This is a genomic window from Variovorax sp. J2P1-31 (assembly GCF_030317215.1).
Lineage (GTDB): Bacteria > Pseudomonadota > Gammaproteobacteria > Burkholderiales > Burkholderiaceae_C > Variovorax.
The window spans coordinates 315,759-337,282 of sequence record NZ_JASZYA010000002.1; the positions used below are offsets into that span (position 1 = coordinate 315,759).

Here is a 21,524-nt window from a genome sequence, read left to right on the forward strand (position 1 = left end):
CTGTCCGCACAAGCGGTGCAGGCGCTGATGGCGTGGATGGACGAGGTGCTGGGCCCCTTCCTGGCCGGGACGCCCTGAGGCTCAGCGCACCTGGGGCATGGCCCGGAGCGTGTCGAGGAAGGTGCGGCGCCACCAGTGCACGTCGTGCTCGCGGATGCGCTGCAGCAGCTTCTGGTGCCGTGCGCGGCGCTCGTCCAGCGGCATGTGCAGCGCCTGCTGCACCGTCTCGGCCGTGCCGTGCACGTCGTAGGGGTTGACCAGCAGCGCTTCCTTCATCTGTTCGGCCGCCCCGGCGAAGCGCGACAGCACCAGCACACCGGGGTCGGCCGGGTCCTGCGCCGCCACGTACTCCTTGGCCACCAGGTTCATGCCGTCGCGCAGCGGCGTCACCAGCCCCACGGCCGCGGCGCGGCACAGGCCCGGCACGCGCTTGCGCGCCACCATGCGGTGGATGTAGCGCACCGGCATCCAGTCGAGCTCGCCGTAGTCGCCGTTGATCGCGCCGCACAGCGACTCGAGCTCGCGCCGGATGTCGGCATAGGCGTCGACCGATTCGCGCGTGGGCGAGGCGATCTGGATCAGCGTGGCGCTGCGGCGGTTCTCGGGGTAGTTGGCCAGCAGCTCGCGGAAGGCGCGCACCCGGTGCGGGATGCCCTTGGAGTAATCCAGCCGGTCGATGCCCAGCAGCAGCCGGCGGCTCGCGTACTCGCGCTTCATGGTCTCGTACATGTCGCGCGACTCCTTCGCATGCGTGAGCGCCGCGAACTCGTCGACGTCGATGCCGATCGGGAAGGCGGTGCAGCGCACGGTCTGGCCGTAGGCGCGGTACATGTCGTCGTCCAGCGCTTCGCCGCGGGCCTCGTTCTGCACGTAGTGCGCGAAATGCTGCACGTCCTGGTTGGACTGGAAGCCGATCAGGTCGTAGGCGAACAGCGAACGCGCGAGCCACTCGTGCTGCGGGATCGCCGCCATGATGATCTGCGGCGGCAGCGGGATGTGCAGGAAGAAGCCGATGCGCTGCCTGCAGCCCATGGCGCGCAGTTCGGCCGCCAGCGGGATCAGGTGGTAGTCGTGCACCCAGATGATGTCGTCTTCCTGCAGCAGCGGCATCAGTTTGCGGGCGAACAGCTGGTTCACGCGCCGGTAGCCGCCGATGAAGCCGGCATCGAAATTGGCCAGGTCGAGCCGGTTGTGGAAGACGGGCCAGAGCACGTCGTTGCTGTAGCCCGCGTAGTAGCTGTCGTGGTCCTCGCGGCTCAGGTCGATGGTGGCCAGCGTGACCTTGCCGGCCTGCTGCTTGTGCAGCTCGCCTTCGCCGGTCGGGCCGTCCTCGACGATGGTGCCGCTCCAGCCGAACCAGAGGCCGCCGGTCTGCTGCAGCGATTCGCCCAGCGCCACCGCCAGGCCGCCGGCGGCGGGCTTGCGCGGATCGGCCACGCGGTTGGAGATCACGACCAGGCGGCTCATGGCTTGGCCTCCGGACGCGGTCCGTTGACCAGCAGGTCGCGCGCCGCGAGCAGCCACTCGTAGACCGCCAGCGTGGAATCGAGCCGGTGCAGCGCCTGCGTGGGCCCGGAGCCGACCTTGATGGCGATGCCGCCGCGCGGCTGCACCACGGCGAAACCGCTCTCGTCGGTGGTGTCGTCGCCCGCGAACACCGGCACCCGGCCGGCGAAGGGGGCTTCGTGCAGGAAGGCGTCGATGGCGATGCCCTTGTTGATGCCGGCGGGCTTGACCTCGAACACGAACTTGCCGTGCAGCAGCTCCAGCTGCGGCTGGCCGTCGAGCACGCGCACCATGGCCTCGCGGCAGACGGCTTCCAGGTCCGGTGCCATGCGGTAGTGCAGCGCGATCGCCGCGTGCTTGCGCTCGACCAGCAGGCCGGGATGGGCGCCCGCGAGTTCGTTGCAGGCCTCGAGCACGAAGCCCAGGTCGGGCGCGCGCTGCTCCTGCATGTGGCCTTCGGCATCGCGGCGCTGCACGCCGTGCTCGCCGGCGGCCGGCAGGCGCAGCGGTGCGAGGAAACGGTCGATCGCGTCGATCTGCCGGCCCGACACGATGGCCAGTGCGCCGCCCAGCAGCTCGTGCAGGTCGGTCAGCAGGGCCACGAGCGCGGGCGGGACTTCGATGGCCTCGGGCGTTTCGGCGAGGGCCACGAGGGTCCCGTCGAAATCGAGGAAGAGGGCGGCGTCGGGAGTGAGTCTTGGAGGCGTCTGCATCGGTCGGTCACCTTAGCAGCGCCTCGCGCCGCGCCGCGTCGGCCAAAGCCGCGACCCTGGCCTCAGTTCGCGGCCTGGAGCCACGCGGCGATGGCGGCCGTGCGCGCCCGCGCCACCGCCTCGCCGATCGCCGGCCCGGTGGCGCCCGCCGCCACCGCGGCCTGCGCGATCGGGCGCGTGGCCACCGCCAGGGCGGCGTCCAGCGCGGCCTGCAGCCGCGCGCACTGGGGATAGGGGCGTTCCTCGAAGCCCAGCCGGCCGCGCGCGTCGCATTCGCAGGCCTGCAGCACCTGCGCGAAGCGCTCGGGCTTGCGCAGCGCGTCGCAACGCTCCAGCAGCCGCATCAGCGCGGCCGCGCCCAGTTCGGCGCTGCGGTGGATGTTGCCGTGCTCGCGCGCCACCACCTCGGCCAGCTCGCGCAGCTCGACCGGCACGCGCCAGCGCTCGCACACCGCCTGCAGCAGCTTGACGCTGCGCTGCTCGTGGCCGATGTGGCGCGGCAGCACGTCGGCCCGCGTCGTGCCCTTGCCCAGGTCGTGCACCAGGCAGGCGAAGCGCACCGGCAGCGGCGCTGCCAGCCGGGCCGCCATGTCGAGCACCAGCATCAGGTGCACGCCGGTGTCGATTTCCGGGTGGTGCGCCTCCGGCTGCGGCACGCCCCAGAGCCGGTCCACCTCGGGCAGCAGCACGGCCAGCGCGCCGCAGTCGCGCAGCACCTCGAACATGCGCGAGGGCTTGGCTTCCATCAGGCCGCGCGACAACTCCTGCCAGACGCGCTCGGGCACCAGCGCATCGACCTCGCCGGCGGCCACCATCTCGCGCATCAGCGCCAGCGTTTCGGGCGCGATGCCGAAATCGGCGAAACGCGCGGCGAAGCGCGCCACGCGCAGGATGCGCACCGGGTCTTCGCGGAAGGCGTCGGTGACGTGGCGCAGCACCTTGTCTTGCAGGTCCCGCTGGCCGTGGAAGGGGTCGACCAGGTCGGCCGCATCGGGGGCCTCGGCGCCCGCACGCTCGGCGGGCAGGGCGATCGCGTTGACCGTCAAGTCGCGCCGCGCCAGGTCCTGTTCCAGCGTGACATCGGGCGCGGCATGCACCACGAAGCCGCGGTAGCCGGGCGCGCTCTTGCGTTCGGTGCGGGCCAGCGCGTACTCCTCGCGCGTGCGCGGGTGCAGGAACACGGGGAAGTCGCGCCCGACCGGCAGGTAGCCCAGCGCGCCCATCTGTTCGGGCGTGGCGCCCACCACCACCCAGTCGCGATCGCTTCCGGCGCGGCCCAGCAGCGCATCGCGGATCGCGCCGCCGACGAGAAAAATCTTCATGTGTCCAAGTGTAGGGACAATCCCTGGGTGAAAAAAGCACGATCGTTCGTTAAGCTGCCGGGGCCGGTCAGCGGAACCCCGCGGCGTGCCGGCGGCAATCCATGGAGGCTATTCGTCATATGAAGAAAACAATGTATGCGCTCGCGGCCCTGGCCGTTCTGGGATCGGGCAGTGCCATGGCCCAGAACGCGGGCGACTGGGTGCTGGGCGCGGGCTGGCTGCACTTCGCGCCCCAGGATTCGAGCAAGCCGCTGACCTTCACCTCGCCGATCAACGCGGCCGTGCCCGGCTCCGGCTCCGGCGTGGACAGCTCGAACACCTTGGGCCTGAGCGCGGTCTACTTCATCGACAGCCGCTGGGCCGTCGAGGGCGTGTTCGGCGTGCCGCCGAAGTTCAACCTGCAGGGGGAAGGCTCGCTGGCACCCATCGGCAAGCTGGGCGACGCCAAGCAATGGAGTCCCACCGTGCTGGCCAAGTACTACTTCGGCAACGGCAACGACGCCTTCCGTCCCTTCGCCGGGGTGGGGGCGACCTATGTCTGGTACAGCGACGTCAACCTGACGCCCGGCCTGCAGGGTGCGCTGGGCGCGCGCCTGGGCCGCCCGCCGGGCAGCACCAGCACGTCGGCCAAGCTCGACAAGTCCTTCGCGCCGGTGCTCAACGTGGGCGCGGCCTGGCAGTTCGACAAGCACTGGGGGCTGTCCTTCTCGGTCTCGTACATCCCGCTCAAGACCACCGCCAAGCTCACCACGCGCAGCGCGAGCGGCGCCACCATCGCGACCAGCGAAGCGCGCCTGAGGCTGGACCCGATCGTGACCTACCTGTCGGCCACCTACCGTTTCTGATCGTCATTGCTGTCACACACGAAAAACGCCGCGCATCGCGCGGCGTTTTTCTTGAGGGCGCGCGGCCGTGGCTCAGTCGCGCAGGCGGTAGGGCTCGTCGACCACCACGAAGGCGTGTTCTTCGAGGGCCGCGTCGGTCCACGCCTTGACGCCCGGCAGCGCATGCACGCGCGCGACATAGGCCGCGACCTCGGGCGGCACCGGCAGCGCGTAGGTCTTGAGGCGCGAAGCCATGGGCGCGTAGTAGGCGTCGGCGATGCTGAACTCGCCGAACAGCATCGGGCCGCCATGGCGGGCCAGCAGGCCGCCCCACAGTTGCACCAGCCGCGCCAGTTCGTCGCGCACGTCGGCGCGGTCGCGCATCAGCAGCCGACCCTGCGATGCCAGGTCGGCCTCGACGTTCATGCCGCAGTGGTTGCGGATGGCGCGGAAGCCCGCGTGCATCTCGGCGCATGCGCTGCGCGCCTCGGCGCGGCGGGCCTTGTCTGCGGGCCACAGCGCCTTGTCGGGGAAGGATTCGGCCAGGTACTCGGCGATGGCCAGGGTGTCGGACACCACGATCGCGCCGTCGACCAGGAAGGGCACGGTGCCCGCGGGGTTGAGCGGCTGCACGGTCTTCTTGAACTGCGAACCGGGCTCGGAGAAGTCGTCGCCGAAGCGGACCATCACCTCTTCGAAGGGGATGCCGGCCTGGGTCATCAGCACCCAGGGGCGCATGGACCACGAGGAGTAGTTCTTGTTGCCGATGTAGAGCTGGAGCATGGCGATTCTTCCGCGAGCAAAAGACACGATGCTAGCGCTGCCGCGGCCGCCGATTGATGCCCAAGCGCGGCGCCACTGATGCGTTCAGCGCGGCGGCGGCGGGCCGGGGTCCTTCGACAGCAGGGTCTGCGACAGCTCGGTGGCGGGCCGGAAGCCCGGCACGCGGCCCAGCAGGGTCACGATGCGCGGCACCAGGCCCAGCACGACCAGCGCGAGCAGCGTGCTCAGCACCGCCGTCACCTCGCGCCCCAGTCCGCAGGCCATGCCGATGGCGGCGGTCAGCCAGAGGCCGGCCGCGGTGGTCAGGCCCTGCACCTGCTGCTCGTCGCGGCCCGACTTGAGGATGGTGCCGGCGCAGAGGAAGCCCACGCCCGCCACCAGGCCCTGGATCACACGGCTCATGTCGGCCGGCAGGATGCCGGTCTGCTGCGGGATCAGCACGAACATCGCCGAACCGATGGCCACCAGCATGTGGGTGCGCACGCCCGCGGCCTTGCCGTGCTGCTCACGCTCGAAGCCCAGCATGAAGCCGAGCACGGAGGCGAGCAGCAGCCGCACGAGGATGCGCACGAATTGCGCGAGGTCGGGGACATCGGAGAACTCCGAGGCGATCACCGCAGTGACGTCGTTCCACCAGTCCATGGTCGTGCGTGCCGGGCAGTTGAGAAGCCCGCGAGTGTCGCGCGCCAGGGCGCCCGGGCCTGTAGGCTGGCGCCCTGTTCGCCGCGGACGCTCAGATGCGCGCGGCGGTGGACGCCGCCGCCGACGGCAGCGTCTCGTGAGGCGCGGTGATGCCGACGTGGGAGGGCAGCGCGGGCAGGTGCCCGTGCCAGCGCCGCACCGAACGCTGGAAGAACAGGCTGTTGGGGATCTTCAGCGTGGTGCCGGCCTCGGCGCTGCCGCTTTCCTCCAGCGTGGTGTAGACCAGGTTGATGTCCAGCACGCGGCCCTTGAGGCCGGGCTTCTCGCCGTTCTCCAGCACCTCGACCAGGTCGTCGAGCCGGAACATGCGCGTGGTGAAGATCAGCAGCGCGCAGAAGATGTTCGACAGCACGCTCCAGGCGGCGAAGAAGGCCACCGCGCCGACGGCCGCGAAGCCGGTGAAGGCGGTCCAGAGCACCGTGCCCGAGACACCGATGCGCCCCAGGCTCCAGAGGATGGCGCCGCCGTAGATCAGGAAGCCCGCGAGCCGGCGCGAGACCACCGCCACTTCGTTGGGCAGCGCATAGCCGGTGGTGACGCGCCGGATCAGGCGCCGGACGATGCGGTAGAGCACCCAGGCGCCCAGCAGGATCAGCGCGACCTGGACCGCGGGGACGATGATTTCCAGCCATTCGAGCACCCAGTCGGGCAGGCTGGCGCGCAGGGTCTGCAGCGATCGGTTCATGTCGTCGGCGCGGCGCTCAGGGCAGGTCCTTGCTCGGGTCGGGCTCGCCCGCGTTGCGCGGGCCCACGCGGCCCAGCCGGCTCTTGAGCGACTGCGGCTGGCCGCTGATGATGGCCGCGTAGTTGGTGGTGTTGGCCAGCACCTTCTTCACGTAGTCGCGCGTTTCCGCGAAGGGCACGTTCTCGGCCCAGATCGCGGCGTCGAGCACCGGGCCGTTGCGCCAGTTGCGCGGCCGGCCGGGGCCGGCGTTGTAGGCGGCGGCGGCCATGGCCATCGAGCCGTCGAAGTCGTCGAGCGCCAGCTTGAGGTAGGCGGTGCCGATGGTGATGTTGGTCTCGCGCTCGTTGATCTGGCTGGGCGTGAAGCCGGTCAGGCCGATCTTGTTGGCGGTCCACTTGGCGGTGGCCGGCATCACCTGCATCAGGCCCGAGGCGCCGACGCCCGAGCGCGCGTCCATGATGAAGCGGCTTTCCTGGCGGATCAGGCCGTAGACGTAGGCCGGGTCGAGGCCGATGTCCTGGCTCTTGCGCAGCACCGTGTCGTGGAAGGGCATGGGGAAGCGCTGGTCGATGTCGATCGCGCCCTTGGTGCGCTCGCTGGTGTTGATGCAGCGGTCCCAGACCTCGCGCTGGCAGGCCAGGTCGGCCGCGGCCAGCAGCTCGCGGTCGCCCAGGCCGCCGGCGTCGTGCAGGTTGGTGGCGTAGTTCCACTCGCGCACGCCTTCGGGCCGCAGGCCGATCGCGATCGCATAGAGCCCGCGCGCCAGCGAGGGGTTGTTGCGCGCGGCCTGCTTCTCCTCGGCGGTCAGCGGGGCCGGCTTGGTCGGCACCACGGCGCGCTGGCCCAGGTCTTCCAGCGCCAGCAGCTCGTAGAAGCCGCGGGTGCCGGCGATGGTTTCCAGCAGCGTGCGGGCCTGCGCCTTGCGCTCGTCGCCGCCCATCGCGTTGAGCGCGCGGGCGCGCCAGTAGACCCAGGTCGGGTCGGCCTGCGCGGCCTCGCTCATGGCCGTGACCGAGGCGTTCACGTCCTTCCACTGGCCGCTGCGCAGCGCAGCGCGCACCTTCCAGCCCAGCATGTCGTCGGACAGGTCGCTGTTCTTCGTCACGTTGGCGAAGTAGAGGTTGGCCTGCGGCGAGAGCTTGCCGGCCGATTGCCGGCCGATCGCGCCCCAGACCCAGTTGCGCTCCTCGGTGCTCAGCATCGGGCTCCACTTGCCTTCGAGCTGGGCGGCCGCCACGTCCGGGTCGGCGATGGCGGTCTTGATCAGCGCCAGCACCACCATTTCCTTGCGCGCCTTGGAGGCGGCCATCACGGCGCCGGTCAGGAACTTGGGCGCACTGGCGTTGAGCTGGGCGAACATGGGCAGCGCCTCGGGCTCGACCAGGCCGATGGCGTCGCGCGCGGGCTGCGGGCGGTTGGCCTCGATGGCCAGCCGCGCCTTCTTCCAGGCGACGTCGGGCGGGAGCTGGCGCGCGGCCAGCAGCTGGCCGGCGGCGGTCAGGCAGCCGTCGTCGGCCTCGCGCTGGCGCAGCCAGCCCTCGCGGACCTCCTCGACCTGGGCCTTGGTGACGCCGCCCGTGCGCTGCATGTCGGCCAGCACCGCGTAGCAGCGCACCTGCACGTCGTCGCGCATGCGGAAACCCGCGTACATCGGGGCGAAGCCGTCCCAGTCGCGGCGCTTGCCCAGCAGCAGCAGCCAGTCGTTGCGCAGCCGGTCTTCCTGGTAGCTGCCCGCGTAGCGCGAGAGGAAATCCTGCACTTCCTGCGGGCTGGCGTCGTCCAGGCGCGCCTTGAGCTCCCAGTAGGCGGCCCAGGGCTCGAGCGCATGGCCGCGGGCCTGCGGCAACAGGGCCGCGAGGCGGGCCTTGTCGCCGCGCTGGAACGCCTGTTTCATCTGGACGAGCACGTCGTCGTTGGCGTTCTGCGCGCACGCAGGTTGGAGGAAGGATGCGATCGCGAGAGCGAATGCACCGAGGAGGTGGCGCCGGGGTGCCAGAATGCCAGGAACTTGCATCGGGGGATTATGGACAAGGCACACGATGGAAACGCGGCGGAAGGCCGCAAGGAAACGGCTGCTTTTCTCAAAGCGCAGTTGCGGGCCGCGCTGATCGAGCAACGCCTGGGGATGCCGGACCGCCTACAGCGCTCCGATCTTTTGCAGCGCGTGATGCGGATCTGGCTGGTCGGACGGCCCGACACCGTGATCGGCGCCTACTGGCCGATCAAGGGCGAATTCGACCCCTTGCCGGCGCTGCACCGCTGGAAGGAGGACGGCGAACTGATCGACGAGCCGCACCGGCGCCGGATCGGGCTGCCGGTGGTCAACCGCGCCCACAAGACGCTGACCTTCCACTCCTGGTACCCGGGCTGCCCGATGGAGAACGATGCCTACGACATCCCCAAGCCCAAGGACACCGAGTTGATCGTGCCGACGCTGCTGTTCGTGCCCTGCCTGGGCTACAGCGCTGGCGGCTACCGGCTGGGCTACGGCGGCGGCTTCTACGACCGCACGCTGGCCTCGCTCGAGCCGCGGCCCTTCACCGTGGGCCTGGGCTTCACCGACGGCTTCCTGGAGAACCTGGAGCCCGAGGCGCACGACGTGCCGCTGGACGCCATCCTGAACGACAACGGCGTGGTCTGGCCGATCAGCTGACTCGCCCCCGAGGGCTCGGCGGCCCGGCAAAGCCGGTTCCGCGGTAGCACGGGACTCTCCCCCGAGGGCTCGCGCACTGCGTGTCGCTTCGCCTTCCCCCCGTCCGGGGGCGACACCGGCGGCCCGGCAAAGCCGGTTCCGCGGTGTCCCTGGCCTGAAACGCCGAGGCCTCAGTCCAGGTAGTCGACGGTGTCGGGGTCCGGCACTTCGCCCACGGTCGCGCGGGTGGTGGCGGCCTGCTGCTGCAGCCAGTCGCAGAAGGCCGTGATCTCGGGGCGCAGCGCGTTGCGCGGGCCGACCATGAGCCAGTAGGCCATGGGCGAATCCAGCCGGTGCTGGGGCAGCACCTCCACCAGGTCGCCGTTGGCCAGGCTCTCGGCGATCAGCGAGCTGCGGGCCAGCACCACGCCCTGGCCGGTCAGCGCGGCCTGGACCATCTGGTAGGCGTAGTTGAAGTAGAGCCAGCGCTTGGGCTGGGCCCGGCTCTGGCCGTTTTCCTCGAACCAGCGGCGCCAGGTGAGCCATTCGAGGTGGGTGCGGTGGGCGTCGCCGGCCTCGATCAGGGTGAAGCCCGCCAGGTCGGCCGGCGACTTGATCGGCGGACGGCTCTTGATCAGCCAGGGGCTGGCCACCGGCGTGAGCGTCTCGCCGAACAGCCGGATCGCCTCGCGCGGCATGTTCTCGGGCGGGGCGTAGCGCAGCGCCATGTCGACGTCGGCCACGTCCAGGTCGACCGCGGTGTCGCTGGCGTCGATGCGGATGTCGATCTCGGGGTTGTCGCGCTGGAAGGCCTCGAGCCGCGGGATCAGCCACATCGATGCAAAAGACGCAAAAGTCGTGAGCGAGACGCTCTTGCGCCCCGCGCTCTGGCGGATCTGCCGCACCGCGCCGTCGATGCGCGGCAGCGACTGCTGCACCGCCAGCAGCAGCTGCGCGCCGGCGCCGGTCAGCTCGACCGCCCGCGTGTGGCGCAGGAACAGCGCCACGCCGACCTCTTCCTCCATCGCCTGGATCTGCCGGCTGACGGCCGATTGCGTGAGCGCCATCTCCTCGGCGGCGGCGCGGAAGTTGAGGTGGCGCGCCACCGCCTCGAAGGCCCGGAGGTGGCCCGCGGAGATCGGCCGGGTGCGCAGATGGGTCTGGGAGTGCTGCATGGATTGATGCGGTCTGGGAATCAGTAGCGTACTTCCATTTCATTGGACCGCCAATGCGGGGAAGCAGATGATTCATTCCCGAAGCGCGCAATCTGCGCCTTGGAGAAACAGCCCCCCAGGAGTCCACCATGTCCGCCGTCTGCACCTCGCCATCGCTCTCTTCCCTGTCCCTGCCGTCCCAGGCCGCCGTGCCGCCCGCCGTGCGCCGTGGCGCCTGGCAGCTGGCCGCCGGCCAGGCCCTGAGCCTCAAGGCGCAGGGCGACAGCGTGCTGAGCGTGCGCCAGGGCCGGATCTGGGTCACGCGCGACGCGACCGTCCAGCAGGCCACCGAGGACCTGGTGCTGGCCCCGGGCGAGACCCTGCGGGTGGCGTCGGGCCAGCGCGTGGTGATGGAGCCCTGGGACGGCTTCGGCGCCACCTACAGCTGGGACGCCGCCTGAGGCCTTCCGCCCCCCGGGCGCGGCCTCAGCCGTGGATGTCGAAGCCCGGCTGCAGTGCCAGGAAGCGCTGCAACGCGGCGTCGCCGTCGAGTGACTGGAGGCCCGCCATGTCTTCGGCGCCCTCGCTCTGCGCAAAACCCAGGTCGAAGCGCCGGTAGCGCCGTTCGGTGCGCGCCTTCTCGTAGAGCACCCGCAGGTCGGTGTGCCGCGCATCCTGCCGCAGGCGTTCCAGCAGCATCGTCACCGCATCGCGCGGCCCCTCGATGTGCTGGCAGAAATGGATCCCGTCGAACACCAGGAGGCCGGTGATGCCGCGTTCGGTGTTGCGACGGCGTGCCTGGGCCACGATCTGGCCGACGACGGTCGGCGTCTGGTGGGGTGCGAGGACGCTGAAATAGAGGAGTTCGTGGAGTGCTGGAATGGACATGGTGGCGCGCGAGGCGTGCGGAGTGTAGGCAGCCTTCGGACGCAACGAAATGTCAAAAGACACAGGCCGGGCGCCTATAGTCGGTGCGTGAAATTTGAAGACCACGCCCCTTCCTCGCCGCCGCCCGGGCGCCGTGAGCGGGCCTGCGACAGCTGCACGCTGCATGGCAATCCGGCCTTCCTGCCGACCTCGCCGGAAGAACTGCGCACCATCGAGGATTTCCGTGTCGGCACCCGCACGGTCGCGGCCGGCCAGGTGCTGATCCAGGAGCATGTGCGCAGCTCGCAGCTGTTCACGCTCTACAGCGGCTGGGCCTTCCGCTACAAGACGCTCAAGGACGGCCGCCGCCAGATCCTGAGCTTCCTGCTGCCGGGCGACTTCATCGGGCTGCAGGACGAGTTCGCCGAAGGCCAGACGCACGGCGTCGAGGCGGCCAGCGAGGCGAGCTTCTGCGTGTTCGAGCGCGACCGGCTCTGGGACGTGTTCCACGCCCAGCCCAAGCTGGGCTACGACATCACCTGGCTCGCGGCCCGCGAGGAGAAGATGATCGACGACAACCTCGTGACCGCCGGCCGGCGCAATGCGAGCGAGCGGGTGGCGATGCTGCTGATGCACCTCTACCGGCGCGCCGAGCGCCTGGGCATGGTGCGCGACGGCTGGGTGGAGTTTCCCTTCAACCAGCAGCACATCGCCGATGCGCTGGGCCTGTCGCTGGTGCACACCAACAAGACGCTGCGGCGGCTGCAGCGCCTGGGCCTGCACAAGCTCGAGGCGGGCTGGCTGCGCATCCTGGAGCCGCATGCGCTGGAGACGCTGGGCGACTATTTCGAGCGGCCGCTGCGGCGCGTGCCGCTGATTTGAGACCTGTGTCACGCCCGGCGGCGGCGCGCATGTGCCGCCGGCCGCGCCATCGCGTATCGTCGGGGCTCCCTTTCCGGTCGGCGCTTGCAGCCGCGCCGAGCCTTCCACCCCTCCCGCTCCCAGCCATCGTCCCGTGAAGCTTTTGTCCCGCCAGCGTCTGCGCCAGATCTTCATGGTCGGCGGCGTCGAATCCTTCGGGGTGATCCTGAGCGGCATCGCCGGCCTGCTCATCGTGAACGTGCTGCCCAAGGAGCAGTACGCCGCCTACACCTTCCTCATCGCCTGCACCACGCTGATGATGGGCATCACCGACCTGGGCCTGGCGCACTGCTGCCTGCCGGTGGTGGGCCAGCGCAACCGCGACGTGCCCTGGGTGGTGGCGGCCTGCCACCACGTGTTCCACAAGCGCTGGGTGCTGCTCTCGGCGGGGCTGCTGATCATCGTGCCGTACTGGTACTTCACCTCGCGCCAGCACGGCTGGACCGGCCCGGGCTACTGGCTGGCGTCGGTGCTGGTCCTGGGCGTGGTGCTGGTGCAGCTGCGCGAGCACTACGCCACCACCGTGCTGCTGATCCTCGCGCAGATCTCGACGCTCAACCGCATCACCTTCGCCTCGTACGGGGTGCGCATCGCGCTGGTCGCGGCGGTGCTGCTGCTGCCCATGAACGCCTATTCGACCGCCGGCCTGATCACCGCGACCGCGGGCGCCAGCCTGGTGGCGCTGATGCTCTACGGGCGCCACTTCCACCAGCAGGGCATCGGCACCCATCGCCTGGGCGCCGACGATGCCCGGCGGGTCGACGGCGAGATCCTGCGCATCGCCAAGCCCTTGGTGCTGCCGGCCGTGTTCTACCAGGTGCAGGGCGTGGTCACGGTGTTCATCGTGTCCCTCTTCGGCACCGCCAACATGGTGGCCGAGGTGGGGGCCTTCGGCCGCCTGGCGATGGCGCTGGTGGTGGTCGACCGGGTCGCGAACGTGCTGCTGTTCCCCGCCATCGCCCGGGCGCCCGCGGGGCCGCGCTTCGTGCGGGTGCTGGCGCAGATCCACGGCCTCTACCTGCTGGCCATGGGCTGCACCTTCCTGACCTCGCTGCTGTTCCCGCAGTACTGGATCCTGCTGCTGGGCGAGCAGTACCGCAGCATGACGCCGCTGGTCTGGATGATGTTCCTGTCGTCGCTGCTCGGCAACGCCGCGGGCTTCGCCTTCCGGACGCTGACGGTGCGCGGCGCCACGGCCCGCCAGAGCTTCAGCATCGTCGCGACCCTGGTCACGCAGGTGCTGTATCTGTGGCTGGTCGGCATCAGCGACCTGAAGTCGGTGCTGGGCTTCGGCCTGGCCAGCAGCGCCGCCAGCTTCGTCTTCCAGTACAGCCTGCTGCTGGCCTGCTGGCGCGAGTGGCGCACCGAAGCCGTGTCGCCGGCCTGAGCGGAGCGCTCAGCGGCGCTGGTAGACCCGGCCGATGGCCGACGCCAGGCGCAAGGCGAAGCGATGGCGCTTGATCTCGGCGTCCGAGAAGGCCCGGATCGGACCCTCGATGTGCTGGAAGTAGGCCTTGGTCGCCACCGAGGGCGACTGGCCGCCGATCGCGTTGCGGATGTGCGGCGTGTTCCAGGGCTTGGGCGAGCCGATCGCGTGCGACAGGTAGTAGCCGCCGGCGGTGAAGTCCATCGCGTCGGGGCCCGCGGTGTTGAGCGTCGCCTCGTGCGCGGTCAGCGCGAAGTTCAGTGCATCCTGGTCGGTCGAATGGAAGAGCGCGGCCGAGCCGCCCGCCTTGAGGTGCTTGACACCCTGGTTGTAGTCGAGCACCAGGCTGCACAGGCGCTCCCAGAGCACCAGGAAGTCGACGTGCCGGCGCGGCACGCCGATGAAGCCGGCGTTGTAGTAGCGCTCGATCGGCCGGATCGACGCGATGCCGTGCTGGGCGAAGAATGCGCTCCAGAGCAGCCGCTTCGGGTGGCGCGAGGGAAAGGCCCAGTTGACGTCTTCGGCCAGCGAGAGGGCGTCGTCGGTGAACCAGCCGCAGAAGGAGGGCCAGTCGCACTTCATCACGATGTCGGGGTCGATGTAGGCCACCGTGTCGCTGTCGGGCGCGTACTTCTCGAACACGTCGCGCACGAAGGTCGGCTTGTAGTAGGTGAAGTGCACCGGCGTGTCGAGCAGCACCATGCGCAACTGGAAGTCGGGGCTGACCTGGTAGGTGGCCGTGGCCGCGTCGTACGACGGCGAGCCGGTGAGCCAGGCCGGCAGCGCGCCCCGGTAACCCGCCCAGAGCACGCCGGAGAAGCCGGCGGTGACCAGCGAATTGCAGAGTGCGGCAACCCCGAAGTGGTAGTTCCCTTCGAACAGCGTGCAGAGAGAAATTTTCATGGAGCTTGGGGTTGTAGCGCGCGAAGTGTAATCAAAAGTTTTAGTTCTCTTGCTTCTTTTCCCGATGCGCCGCGCGATTGTGCAGTTCCGGGCCCCAGACTGTGACGAAATGGACATCTGCCACGGCCGATAATCCGGCCCGACCGAACACCAGAGAAGCAAGAAGCATGAACAAAGCGCATACCGAGCAGCACACGACGGCTGTCGATGTCGTGGTGATGGCTGCCGGCAAGGGCACCCGCATGAAGAGCGCGCGCCCGAAGGTGCTGCACCGCCTGGGCGGCCGGGCCCTGGTGGCACGGGTGCTCGACACCGCCGCGCAACTGGGCGCGCGCCACGTCGTGGTCGTGACCGGCCATGGCGCCGAGGCGGTCGAGGCCGCCATCGGCGCCGATTTCACCGCCATGGCGCCGCGCTTCGCGCGCCAGATGCCGCAGCTGGGCACCGGGCACGCCGTGCAGCAGGCCATGCCCAGCCTGCCCGACGACGGCACCGTGCTGGTGCTGTCGGGCGACGTCCCGCTGATCGGCGAGGCCGCGCTGCAGGCGCTGGTGGCGGCCAGCGCCGGCGAGCGCCTGGCCTTGCTGACCATCGAATTCGACGACCCCACCGGCTACGGCCGCATCCTGCGGGCGCCCGATTCGGGCCAGGTGCTGGCCATCGTCGAGCAGAAGGACGCCAGCGAGGCGCAGCGCGCGGTGCGCGAGGTCTACAGCGGCATCATGGCCGTGCCGGCGCGCCTGCTCAAACCCTGGCTGGCGCGCCTGGACAACCGCAACGCCCAGGGCGAGTACTACCTGACCGACATCGTGGGCTTCGCCACCGGCGACGGCGTGCCGGTGGTGGCGCACCGCATCGACGACGCGGCGCAGGTCGCGGGCATCAACAGCCCGGCCCAGCTCGCGGCGCTGGAGCGCGTGCTGCAGCTGCGGCAGGCCGATGCGCTGATGACCGCCGGCGTGCGGCTGGCCGACCCCGCGCGTTTCGACCTGCGCGGCACGCTCGCCTGCGGCAGCGACGTCGAGATCGACGTCAACTGCGTGTTCGAGGGCGCGGTGGCGCTGGGCGACGGCGTGCGCATCGGTGCCCACTGCGTGATCGCCAACGCCCGCATCGAGGCCGGCGCGGTGATCCATCCCTTCACCCACATCGACGGCGAGAAGGCGGGCGTGAGCGTCGGCGCCGACGCGCGCATCGGCCCCTTCGCGCGCCTGCGGCCCGGCGCGCAGCTGGGCGCCGAGGTGCACATCGGCAACTTCGTCGAGGTCAAGAACTCGACGCTGGCGGCCGGCGCCAAGGCCAACCACCTGGCCTACCTGGGCGACGCCACGGTGGGCGAGCGCGTCAACTACGGCGCGGGCAGCATCACGGCCAACTACGACGGCGCGAACAAGCACCGCACCGTGCTCGGCGACGACGTGCACATCGGCAGCAACTGCGTGCTGGTGGCCCCCGTCACCATCGGCGCGGGCGGTACCGTGGGCGCCGGCTCGACGGTCGGCAAGAGCACCGAGCCCGGCGCGCTGACCGTGGCGCGCGCGCGCCAGACCAGCTTCCCGAACTGGCAGCGGCCGGTGAAGACCCCGCGCTAGATCGGGAACAGCGGCAGCCGCGGATCGAATTTCGCGCGCTTGACCGAGAAGAAGGCCTTGACGTTGCGCACGTTGGCGTCGGCGTTGAACAGCCGCTGCGCCAGCGCGTGGTAGTCGGGCATGTCGCGCGCGATCACCACCAGGATGAAGTCCGGGCCGGGCGACACGCGCCAGCACTGCTGCACCGCGTCGTCGGCGACCGCGCGCGCCTCGAAGGCGTCGAGCGAGGCGGCGTCCTGGCGGTCCAGCGAGATCTCGGTCAGCACCTGCAGGCCATGGCCCAGGAGCGGCGCGAGCCGGTCGGGCGAGAGCAGGGCGACCTGGCGCTCGATCATGCCGGCGGCGCGCAGCCGCTGGACGCGGCGCATGCAGGTGGGGGGCGAGATGTGGACGCTGCCTGCCAGCTCCTGGTTGGTCTGCAGGGCGTCGTGCTGCAGCGCATCCAGCAGCCGCAGATCGATCAGATCAAGGGTTATTTCTTCCATTTTCAGATATCAGGAGAAATTTAATTTCTTCATTGTTGTTGTGAGTAATTTTATTCCAAAAATACAGCAATATTGACAGCAAATATCTTGAACCCAGACCTACGATCGCGGCCTTTCCAGCTCCATTCAAAGGCCTTCCCATGTGCGGCATCGTCGGCGCAGCCTCCCATCGCAACATCGTTCCCGTCCTGGTCCAGGGCCTTCAGCGTCTCGAGTACCGCGGTTACGACTCCTGCGGGGTGGCCGTCCATGCGGGCAACCTGACGCGCACCCGCACCACCTCGCGCGTCGCCGACCTGGTCACCCAGGTGCACGACGACCGCGTCGAAGGCCTGACCGGCATCGCCCACACCCGCTGGGCCACGCATGGCGCCCCGGCGGTGCACAACGCCCACCCGCACTTCAGCTACGGCCCGGGCGAAGACGCCGACAGCGCCAAGGCGCCGCGCGTGGCGCTGGTGCACAACGGCATCATCGAGAACCATGAAGTGCTGCGGGCCGCGCTGCAGGCCAAGGGCTACGTGTTCTCGAGCCAGACCGACACCGAGGTCATCGCCCACCTGATCGACAGCCACTACGACGGCGACCTGTTCGATGCGGTCAAGGCCGCGGTGCGCCAGCTGCACGGTGCCTACGCGATCGCGGCCATCTGCCGCGACGAGCCGCACCGCGTGGTCGGCGCGCGCGCCGGCTCGCCGCTGATCCTGGGCGTGGGCGCCGACGGCGCCGAGAACTTCCTGGCCAGCGACGCCATGGCCCTGGCCGGCGTGACCGACCAGATCGTCTACCTGGAGGAGGGCGACGTGGTCGACCTGCAGCCGGGCAAGTACTGGATCGTCGACCGCGAGCACAAGGCGGTCAGCCGCACCGTGCGCACCGTGCTGGCCCACAGCGGCGCGGCCGAGCTCGGCCCCTACCGCCATTACATGCAGAAGGAGATCTTCGAGCAGCCGCGCGCCATCGGCGACACGCTCGAGGGCGTGCAGGGCATCGTGCCCGAGCTGTTCGACGGCGTCGGCCAGGACGGCGCCACCGGCGCCAGCGCGCACCGCGTGTTCCAGGCCATCGACAAGGTGCTGATCCTGGCCTGCGGCACCAGCTACTACAGCGGCTGCACCGCCAAGTACTGGCTCGAAGGCATCGCCAAGATCCCGACCCAGGTCGAGATCGCGAGCGAATACCGCTACCGCGATTCGGTACCCGACCCGAAGACCCTGGTCGTGACCATCACCCAGTCCGGCGAGACGGCCGACACGCTGGCCGCGCTCAAGCACGCGCGCTCGCTCGGCATGGAACACACGCTGACCATCTGCAACGTCGCCACCAGCGCGATGGTGCGCGAGTGCAAGCTGGCCTACATCACGCGCGCCGGCGTCGAGATCGGCGTGGCCTCGACCAAGGCCTTCACGACGCAGCTCGCGGGCCTGTTCCTGCTGACCCTGGCGCTGGCGCAGGCCAAGGGCCGGTTGAGCGAAGCCGACGAGGCGCGCTACCTCAAGGAGATGCGCCACCTGCCGGTCGCACTGCAGTCGGTGCTGGCGCTGGAGCCGCAGATCATCAGCTGGGCCGAGGACTTCGCCCGCAAGGAGAACGCGCTGTTCCTGGGCCGGGGCCTGCACTACCCGATCGCGCTCGAAGGCTCGCTCAAGCTCAAGGAAGTGACCTACATCCACGCCGAGGCCTACGCCGCCGGCGAACTCAAGCACGGCCCGCTGGCGCTGGTGACCAGCGAGATGCCGGTGGTCGCGGTGGCGCCCAACGACGCGCTGCTGGAGAAGCTCAAGAGCAACCTGCAGGAAGTGCGCGCCCGCGGCGGCGTGCTCTACGTGCTGGCCGACGGCGATGCGCGCATCGAGAGCAGCGAAGGCCTGCACGTGATCCGCATGCCCGAGCACTACGGCGCGCTGAGCCCGCTGCTGCACGTGGTGCCGCTGCAATTGCTGGCCTATCACACGGCCTGCGCGCGCGGCACCGATGTCGACAAGCCGCGCAACCTTGCGAAGAGTGTGACGGTGGAGTGAGGGGGCGGGCCTCCTGCGCGCGTCGCAGGCCTTCCGCCAGCGGCTGCGCTGAACCGGGCGCCGGGCGTCAGTTGCGCGCCGGGGCCGGCTGCAGCGCCGCCAGCACGAAGCGCGTCGGCCCGCTGGCGCCGCGCTCGCTGACCGCCAGGCCCAGCTGCCGCCACAGCGGCGGGCTCAGTGGGCGCACGGCGATGCGGGGATCGCGCGCGGGCTCCTGCGATTCCTGCGGCAGCAGGGCCGCGCCGTAGCCGGCGGCGACCAGGGTCCGGATGGCGTCGTTGTAGTTGAGCTCGATGCGCGGCCGGCAATGGACGCCCGCCGCGGAGAACCATTCGGCGGTCAGCCGGTAGAGGCTGGTGGAGGCGTCGTTCATGATCAGCGGCCGCTCGGCCAGCCACTGCGGGCTCAGCCGCCGGGGTGCCTTCCATTCCGCCGGCAGGAAGGCCACGACCGCCTCGCGCCGCACGGGCGTGACATGGATGCCGCGCACAGCCGCCTGCGGCAGCGCCACCACCGCCAGGTCCAGGCTGCCCGCGGCGAGCCGGGCCATGCTGTCCTTCGAGGTCAGCACCTGCACGTTGACGTCGATGCCCGGATGGTGGCGCGCCAGGCGCTCGAGCGCGGGCGGCAGCAGGTGCGCGATGGCGCCGGTCGAGGCGCCCACCCGCACCCGGCCGGTCTGGCCGGCGAGCTGGCGCCGCACATCCTCCACGGCATCGTCGGCGTCCGCCAGCAGCCGGCGCGCACGCGCGATGAAGCCCTCGCCCAGGGCGGTCGGCTGGGCGGGGCCCCGCCCGCGCACGAGCAGCTGGCCGCCCAGGCGCGACTCCAGCTCCGCGATCTGGACGGTGACGGTCGGGGCCGCGAGATGGAGGGCGCGCGCGGCATTGGCCAGCGACCCGAGGTCGGCGATGGCCACCAGGGTGCGCAGATGGTCGAGGCTCAGTTCACGCATCGCGCTAATTTAACTTTTCTTAATTTCAGCTTCCAGATATTTAGCTGGAGCCATCGCGGCTGCGTGCCTACCATCGCACGCCATGGACCTCACTCTCTTCATCGACGGCGACCAGGGCACCACCGGCCTGGACCTGCAGAACCGGCTCCAGGGTGGCGAATTCCGCATTCGCACCTTGCCGGCGGCCCTGCGCAAGGACGCGGCCGCCCGCCGGGCCGCGCTCAACGCCTGCGACATCGCCATCCTCTGCCTGCCCGATGCCGCGGCGCGCGACGCGGTGGCGATGATCGAGAACCCCGGGGTGCGTGTCATCGATGCCAGCTCGGCGCACCGCACCAGCCCGGGCTGGGTCTACGGCCTGCCCGAACTCGATGCGGCGCAAGCCGGGCGCATCGCCTCGGCGGCGCGGGTCACGAATCCGGGCTGCTATCCCACGGCCGCGATCGCCTTGCTGCGGCCGCTGACGGACGCGGGCCTGCTGCCCGCCGACTACCCGCTGGTGATCCACGCGGTCTCGGGCTACTCGGGCCAGGGCCGGGCCGGCGCGGAAGCGCACGAGGCCGGGGAGGGCGCGCATTCGTTCAAGGTCTATGGCCTGGCGCTCGAGCACAAGCATGTGCCCGAGATCGAGGCCTATGCCGGCCTGACGCAACGGCCGCTGTTCGTGCCGGCCTATGGCAGCTACCGCCAGGGCATCGTGCTCACCATCGCATTGCATGCGCGGCTGCTGCCTGCCGATGCGTCGGGCGCGCGCCTCCACGCATGCCTTGCCGAGCGCTACCGCGACGCGGCGCATGTGCGCGTGCTGCCGCTGTCGTCCGACGCGCCGATCACCGAACGCGACCCGCAGGTCCACAACGGCAGCAACGACATGAGCCTGGCCGTCACATGGAACGAGCGCACGGGCCAGGTCGTGCTGAGCGCGGTGCTGGACAACCTGGGCAAGGGCGCCGCGGGCGCGGCGGTGCAGAACCTGCGCCTGATGGCCGGGGTTTGAACGAAGGGGCTGCCCGGATGAACTCCGGCGCAGGCCTCGATCGGCGGCGCCTCGCGGAAGGCGCGGCCGTGGCCGGTCAGCCTTTCTGGTCCAGGCTCAGCCGGTCGGACATGAAGTCCAGGAACGCGCGGATCTTGCTGGGCATCCCCTTGCGGCTCAGCACCAGGGCGGTGGCGTGCATCGACGGGCTCTCCCAGTCCTTGAGCACCCGGCGCAGCCGGCCCGAGCGCAGGTCGTTGGCGCACATCACGTTGGGCAGCATGCTGAGCCCCACGTGGCCGATGGCCATCTCGCGCGCGATCGAGATGTTGTTCACCACCACCTTGCCCTCGATGTGCGCGAAGCGGTGCGTGGCCTCGTTGCGCAGCGTCCAGATGCCGTCCGCGCGCTGCTGCGTGGTGATGATGCAGTCGTGGCGGTGCAGCTCGTCCACCGACAGCGGCACGCCGCGGCGTTCGAGGTATTCGGGGCTGGCGTAGACGCCGCGGGTGATCGTCGCGATGCGCCGGTAGGTCAGTTCGGTGTCCTTGAGCGGCCCCAGCTGGATCGTGAGGTCGTAGGGGTCTTCCCTTGGATTGACCGCGCGGCTGTTCACGTCGACCTCCAGTTCCAGCTCCGGATAGGCCAGCACGAACTCGGCGATCGCCTTGCCGATCCACGACACGCCGAAGTCGATCGGGATGCTCACCCGCAGCGCGCCGCGCATCGCGGTCTGCAGCTGCAGCGTCTCGAGGCCGGCCTGCTCGACCTCGTCGACCACGCGCCGGCAGTGCTCGTAGAAACGCGCGCCGATCTCGGTGGTCGTGAGGCGGCGCTGGCCCTTCTTCAGCAGCACCGTGCCCACCTGCTGCTCGAGTTGGGTGAGCTTGCGGCTGATGGTGGATTTGGGCATGTCCAGTTCCGTCGCCGCGCGCGTGATGCTCTGCGCGTTCACGACGTCATAGAACAGTCGAAGCGAATTCAGATCCAGTTTGTCGGCCATGGCCCGGGTGTCTCTCTCGTGTGCTGAAACAGGCGCCGAGCGTAGTCGACATCG

General features: G+C 70.0%; 21 protein-coding genes. 8 read left to right on the forward strand and 13 right to left on the reverse strand.

Features of this window, described 5'->3' with window-relative positions; genetic code table 11:
* Positions 1-81: 81 nt before the first annotated feature.
* The 3 genes from otsA to QTI20_RS12600 all read right to left on the reverse strand — a co-directional run bounded on the left by otsA (position 82) and on the right by QTI20_RS12600 (position 3,541).
* Complete coding sequence (otsA, locus tag QTI20_RS12590; protein WP_286551284.1) at positions 82-1,467, reverse strand: alpha,alpha-trehalose-phosphate synthase (UDP-forming); 1,386 nt, start codon at positions 1,465-1,467, stop codon at positions 82-84.
* Entirely contained in the window at positions 1,464-2,219 is a 756-nt protein-coding gene (otsB, locus tag QTI20_RS12595; protein ID WP_286551286.1) for a trehalose-phosphatase, read from the reverse strand. The genes otsA and otsB overlap by 4 nt, the downstream gene beginning before the upstream one ends.
* A gap of 62 nt (positions 2,220-2,281) precedes the next feature.
* The gene (locus QTI20_RS12600) at positions 2,282-3,541 is read right to left on the reverse strand and encodes a multifunctional CCA addition/repair protein (RefSeq protein WP_286551288.1); all 1,260 of its coding nucleotides are present in this window, start codon (positions 3,539-3,541) and stop codon (positions 2,282-2,284) included.
* Between the two features lie 119 nt (positions 3,542-3,660).
* Between QTI20_RS12600 and QTI20_RS12605 the strand changes: the two genes are divergently transcribed.
* Positions 3,661-4,386 carry an OmpW/AlkL family protein gene (locus tag QTI20_RS12605; RefSeq protein WP_286551290.1) on the forward strand — a complete coding sequence of 242 codons (726 nt, stop codon included), beginning with the start codon at positions 3,661-3,663 and terminating at the stop codon, positions 4,384-4,386.
* 72 nt (positions 4,387-4,458) lie between these two features.
* Here the strand turns inward: QTI20_RS12605 and QTI20_RS12610 are convergent, their stop codons facing one another.
* The 4 genes from QTI20_RS12610 to QTI20_RS12625 all read right to left on the reverse strand — a co-directional run bounded on the left by QTI20_RS12610 (position 4,459) and on the right by QTI20_RS12625 (position 8,549).
* Positions 4,459-5,148, reverse strand: coding sequence for a glutathione S-transferase family protein (locus tag QTI20_RS12610; protein WP_286551291.1), 690 nt, complete (start codon positions 5,146-5,148; stop codon positions 4,459-4,461).
* An 84-nt stretch (positions 5,149-5,232) separates the two neighbouring features.
* On the reverse strand, positions 5,233-5,790 hold the full coding sequence (locus QTI20_RS12615; RefSeq protein WP_286551292.1) for an MgtC/SapB family protein: 558 nt from the start codon (positions 5,788-5,790) through the stop codon (positions 5,233-5,235).
* Positions 5,791-5,881: 91 nt separating this feature from the next.
* On the reverse strand, positions 5,882-6,535 hold the full coding sequence (locus tag QTI20_RS12620) for a mechanosensitive ion channel family protein (protein WP_286551293.1): 654 nt from the start codon (positions 6,533-6,535) through the stop codon (positions 5,882-5,884).
* A 16-nt stretch (positions 6,536-6,551) separates the two neighbouring features.
* Positions 6,552-8,549, reverse strand: coding sequence for a lytic transglycosylase domain-containing protein (locus QTI20_RS12625; protein WP_286551294.1), 1,998 nt, complete (start codon positions 8,547-8,549; stop codon positions 6,552-6,554).
* Between the two features lie 9 nt (positions 8,550-8,558).
* Between QTI20_RS12625 and QTI20_RS12630 the strand changes: the two genes are divergently transcribed.
* Positions 8,559-9,188, forward strand: a complete 630-nt coding sequence (locus QTI20_RS12630) for a 5-formyltetrahydrofolate cyclo-ligase (protein ID WP_286551296.1) — start codon at positions 8,559-8,561, stop codon at positions 9,186-9,188.
* A 170-nt stretch (positions 9,189-9,358) separates the two neighbouring features.
* On the opposite strand, the gene QTI20_RS12635 is transcribed toward QTI20_RS12630, so the two are convergent.
* Positions 9,359-10,342, reverse strand: a complete 984-nt coding sequence (locus QTI20_RS12635) for a LysR substrate-binding domain-containing protein (protein WP_286551297.1) — start codon at positions 10,340-10,342, stop codon at positions 9,359-9,361.
* Positions 10,343-10,470: 128 nt separating this feature from the next.
* Between QTI20_RS12635 and QTI20_RS12640 the strand changes: the two genes are divergently transcribed.
* The gene (locus QTI20_RS12640) at positions 10,471-10,782 is read left to right on the forward strand and encodes a DUF2917 domain-containing protein (protein WP_286551298.1); all 312 of its coding nucleotides are present in this window, start codon (positions 10,471-10,473) and stop codon (positions 10,780-10,782) included.
* 25 nt (positions 10,783-10,807) lie between these two features.
* Here the strand turns inward: QTI20_RS12640 and QTI20_RS12645 are convergent, their stop codons facing one another.
* Positions 10,808-11,209 (reverse strand): BLUF domain-containing protein, encoded by a 402-nt coding sequence (locus tag QTI20_RS12645; protein ID WP_286551300.1) that lies wholly within the window; start codon positions 11,207-11,209, stop codon positions 10,808-10,810.
* Positions 11,210-11,296: 87 nt separating this feature from the next.
* Here QTI20_RS12645 and QTI20_RS12650 point away from each other — a divergent pair, with 87 nt between their 5' ends.
* Together QTI20_RS12650 and QTI20_RS12655 are read left to right on the forward strand one after the other, a co-directional pair.
* A complete protein-coding gene (locus tag QTI20_RS12650) occupies positions 11,297-12,070 on the forward strand; it encodes a Crp/Fnr family transcriptional regulator (RefSeq protein WP_286551302.1) in 774 nt (257 codons plus the stop codon).
* Positions 12,071-12,203: 133 nt separating this feature from the next.
* A complete protein-coding gene (locus QTI20_RS12655; protein ID WP_286551304.1) occupies positions 12,204-13,496 on the forward strand; it encodes a polysaccharide biosynthesis protein in 1,293 nt (430 codons plus the stop codon).
* 9 nt (positions 13,497-13,505) lie between these two features.
* Here QTI20_RS12655 and QTI20_RS12660 read toward each other — a convergent pair whose 3' ends face one another.
* The gene (locus tag QTI20_RS12660) at positions 13,506-14,438 is read right to left on the reverse strand and encodes a hypothetical protein (RefSeq protein WP_286551306.1); all 933 of its coding nucleotides are present in this window, start codon (positions 14,436-14,438) and stop codon (positions 13,506-13,508) included.
* Positions 14,439-14,605: 167 nt separating this feature from the next.
* On the opposite strand from QTI20_RS12660, the gene glmU reads away from it, so the two are divergent.
* Positions 14,606-16,030, forward strand: coding sequence for a bifunctional UDP-N-acetylglucosamine diphosphorylase/glucosamine-1-phosphate N-acetyltransferase GlmU (glmU, locus tag QTI20_RS12665; RefSeq protein WP_286551308.1), 1,425 nt, complete (start codon positions 14,606-14,608; stop codon positions 16,028-16,030).
* Here glmU and QTI20_RS12670 read toward each other — a convergent pair.
* Positions 16,027-16,515, reverse strand: a complete 489-nt coding sequence (locus QTI20_RS12670; protein WP_286551310.1) for an Lrp/AsnC family transcriptional regulator — start codon at positions 16,513-16,515, stop codon at positions 16,027-16,029. The two genes, glmU and QTI20_RS12670, sit on opposite strands and share 4 nt — an antisense overlap.
* Positions 16,516-16,655: 140 nt before the next feature.
* On the opposite strand from QTI20_RS12670, the gene glmS reads away from it, so the two are divergent.
* Complete coding sequence (gene glmS, locus QTI20_RS12675) at positions 16,656-18,536, forward strand: glutamine--fructose-6-phosphate transaminase (isomerizing) (RefSeq protein ID WP_286551312.1); 1,881 nt, start codon at positions 16,656-16,658, stop codon at positions 18,534-18,536.
* A gap of 67 nt (positions 18,537-18,603) precedes the next feature.
* Here the strand turns inward: glmS and QTI20_RS12680 are convergent, their stop codons facing one another.
* On the reverse strand, positions 18,604-19,491 hold the full coding sequence (locus tag QTI20_RS12680; RefSeq protein ID WP_286551313.1) for a LysR family transcriptional regulator: 888 nt from the start codon (positions 19,489-19,491) through the stop codon (positions 18,604-18,606).
* Between the two features lie 82 nt (positions 19,492-19,573).
* Here QTI20_RS12680 and argC point away from each other — a divergent pair, with 82 nt between their 5' ends.
* Positions 19,574-20,488: an N-acetyl-gamma-glutamyl-phosphate reductase gene (argC, locus tag QTI20_RS12685; RefSeq protein WP_286551314.1), complete on the forward strand. Its 915-nt coding sequence runs from the start codon at positions 19,574-19,576 to the stop codon at positions 20,486-20,488.
* 76 nt (positions 20,489-20,564) lie between these two features.
* On the opposite strand, the gene QTI20_RS12690 is transcribed toward argC, so the two are convergent.
* Positions 20,565-21,470 (reverse strand): LysR family transcriptional regulator, encoded by a 906-nt coding sequence (locus QTI20_RS12690; RefSeq protein ID WP_183028986.1) that lies wholly within the window; start codon positions 21,468-21,470, stop codon positions 20,565-20,567.
* Between the last annotated feature and the right edge of the window lie 54 nt (positions 21,471-21,524).

Excerpts from the sequence above, each read along its gene's own strand:
- argC (WP_286551314.1), top strand. The coding sequence starts at position 19,574 with ATGGACCTCACTCTCTTCATCGACGGCGACCAGGGCACCACCGGCCTG.
- QTI20_RS12670 (WP_286551310.1), bottom strand. The coding sequence starts at position 16,515 with ATGGAAGAAATAACCCTTGATCTGATCGATCTGCGGCTGCTGGATGCG.
- glmU (WP_286551308.1), top strand. The coding sequence starts at position 14,606 with ATGAACAAAGCGCATACCGAGCAGCACACGACGGCTGTCGATGTCGTG.
- QTI20_RS12630 (WP_286551296.1), top strand. The coding sequence starts at position 8,559 with ATGGACAAGGCACACGATGGAAACGCGGCGGAAGGCCGCAAGGAAACG.
- QTI20_RS12680 (WP_286551313.1), bottom strand. The coding sequence starts at position 19,491 with ATGCGTGAACTGAGCCTCGACCATCTGCGCACCCTGGTGGCCATCGCC.
- QTI20_RS12645 (WP_286551300.1), bottom strand. The coding sequence starts at position 11,209 with ATGTCCATTCCAGCACTCCACGAACTCCTCTATTTCAGCGTCCTCGCA.
- QTI20_RS12660 (WP_286551306.1), bottom strand. The coding sequence starts at position 14,438 with ATGAAAATTTCTCTCTGCACGCTGTTCGAAGGGAACTACCACTTCGGG.
- QTI20_RS12620 (WP_286551293.1), bottom strand. The coding sequence starts at position 6,535 with ATGAACCGATCGCTGCAGACCCTGCGCGCCAGCCTGCCCGACTGGGTG.
- QTI20_RS12635 (WP_286551297.1), bottom strand. The coding sequence starts at position 10,342 with ATGCAGCACTCCCAGACCCATCTGCGCACCCGGCCGATCTCCGCGGGC.
- QTI20_RS12615 (WP_286551292.1), bottom strand. The coding sequence starts at position 5,790 with ATGGACTGGTGGAACGACGTCACTGCGGTGATCGCCTCGGAGTTCTCC.
- QTI20_RS12640 (WP_286551298.1), top strand. The coding sequence starts at position 10,471 with ATGTCCGCCGTCTGCACCTCGCCATCGCTCTCTTCCCTGTCCCTGCCG.
- otsA (WP_286551284.1), bottom strand. The coding sequence starts at position 1,467 with ATGAGCCGCCTGGTCGTGATCTCCAACCGCGTGGCCGATCCGCGCAAG.
- QTI20_RS12625 (WP_286551294.1), bottom strand. The coding sequence starts at position 8,549 with ATGCAAGTTCCTGGCATTCTGGCACCCCGGCGCCACCTCCTCGGTGCA.
- QTI20_RS12600 (WP_286551288.1), bottom strand. The coding sequence starts at position 3,541 with ATGAAGATTTTTCTCGTCGGCGGCGCGATCCGCGATGCGCTGCTGGGC.
- glmS (WP_286551312.1), top strand. The coding sequence starts at position 16,656 with ATGTGCGGCATCGTCGGCGCAGCCTCCCATCGCAACATCGTTCCCGTC.
- QTI20_RS12610 (WP_286551291.1), bottom strand. The coding sequence starts at position 5,148 with ATGCTCCAGCTCTACATCGGCAACAAGAACTACTCCTCGTGGTCCATG.
- otsB (WP_286551286.1), bottom strand. The coding sequence starts at position 2,219 with ATGCAGACGCCTCCAAGACTCACTCCCGACGCCGCCCTCTTCCTCGAT.
- QTI20_RS12605 (WP_286551290.1), top strand. The coding sequence starts at position 3,661 with ATGAAGAAAACAATGTATGCGCTCGCGGCCCTGGCCGTTCTGGGATCG.
- QTI20_RS12690 (WP_183028986.1), bottom strand. The coding sequence starts at position 21,470 with ATGGCCGACAAACTGGATCTGAATTCGCTTCGACTGTTCTATGACGTC.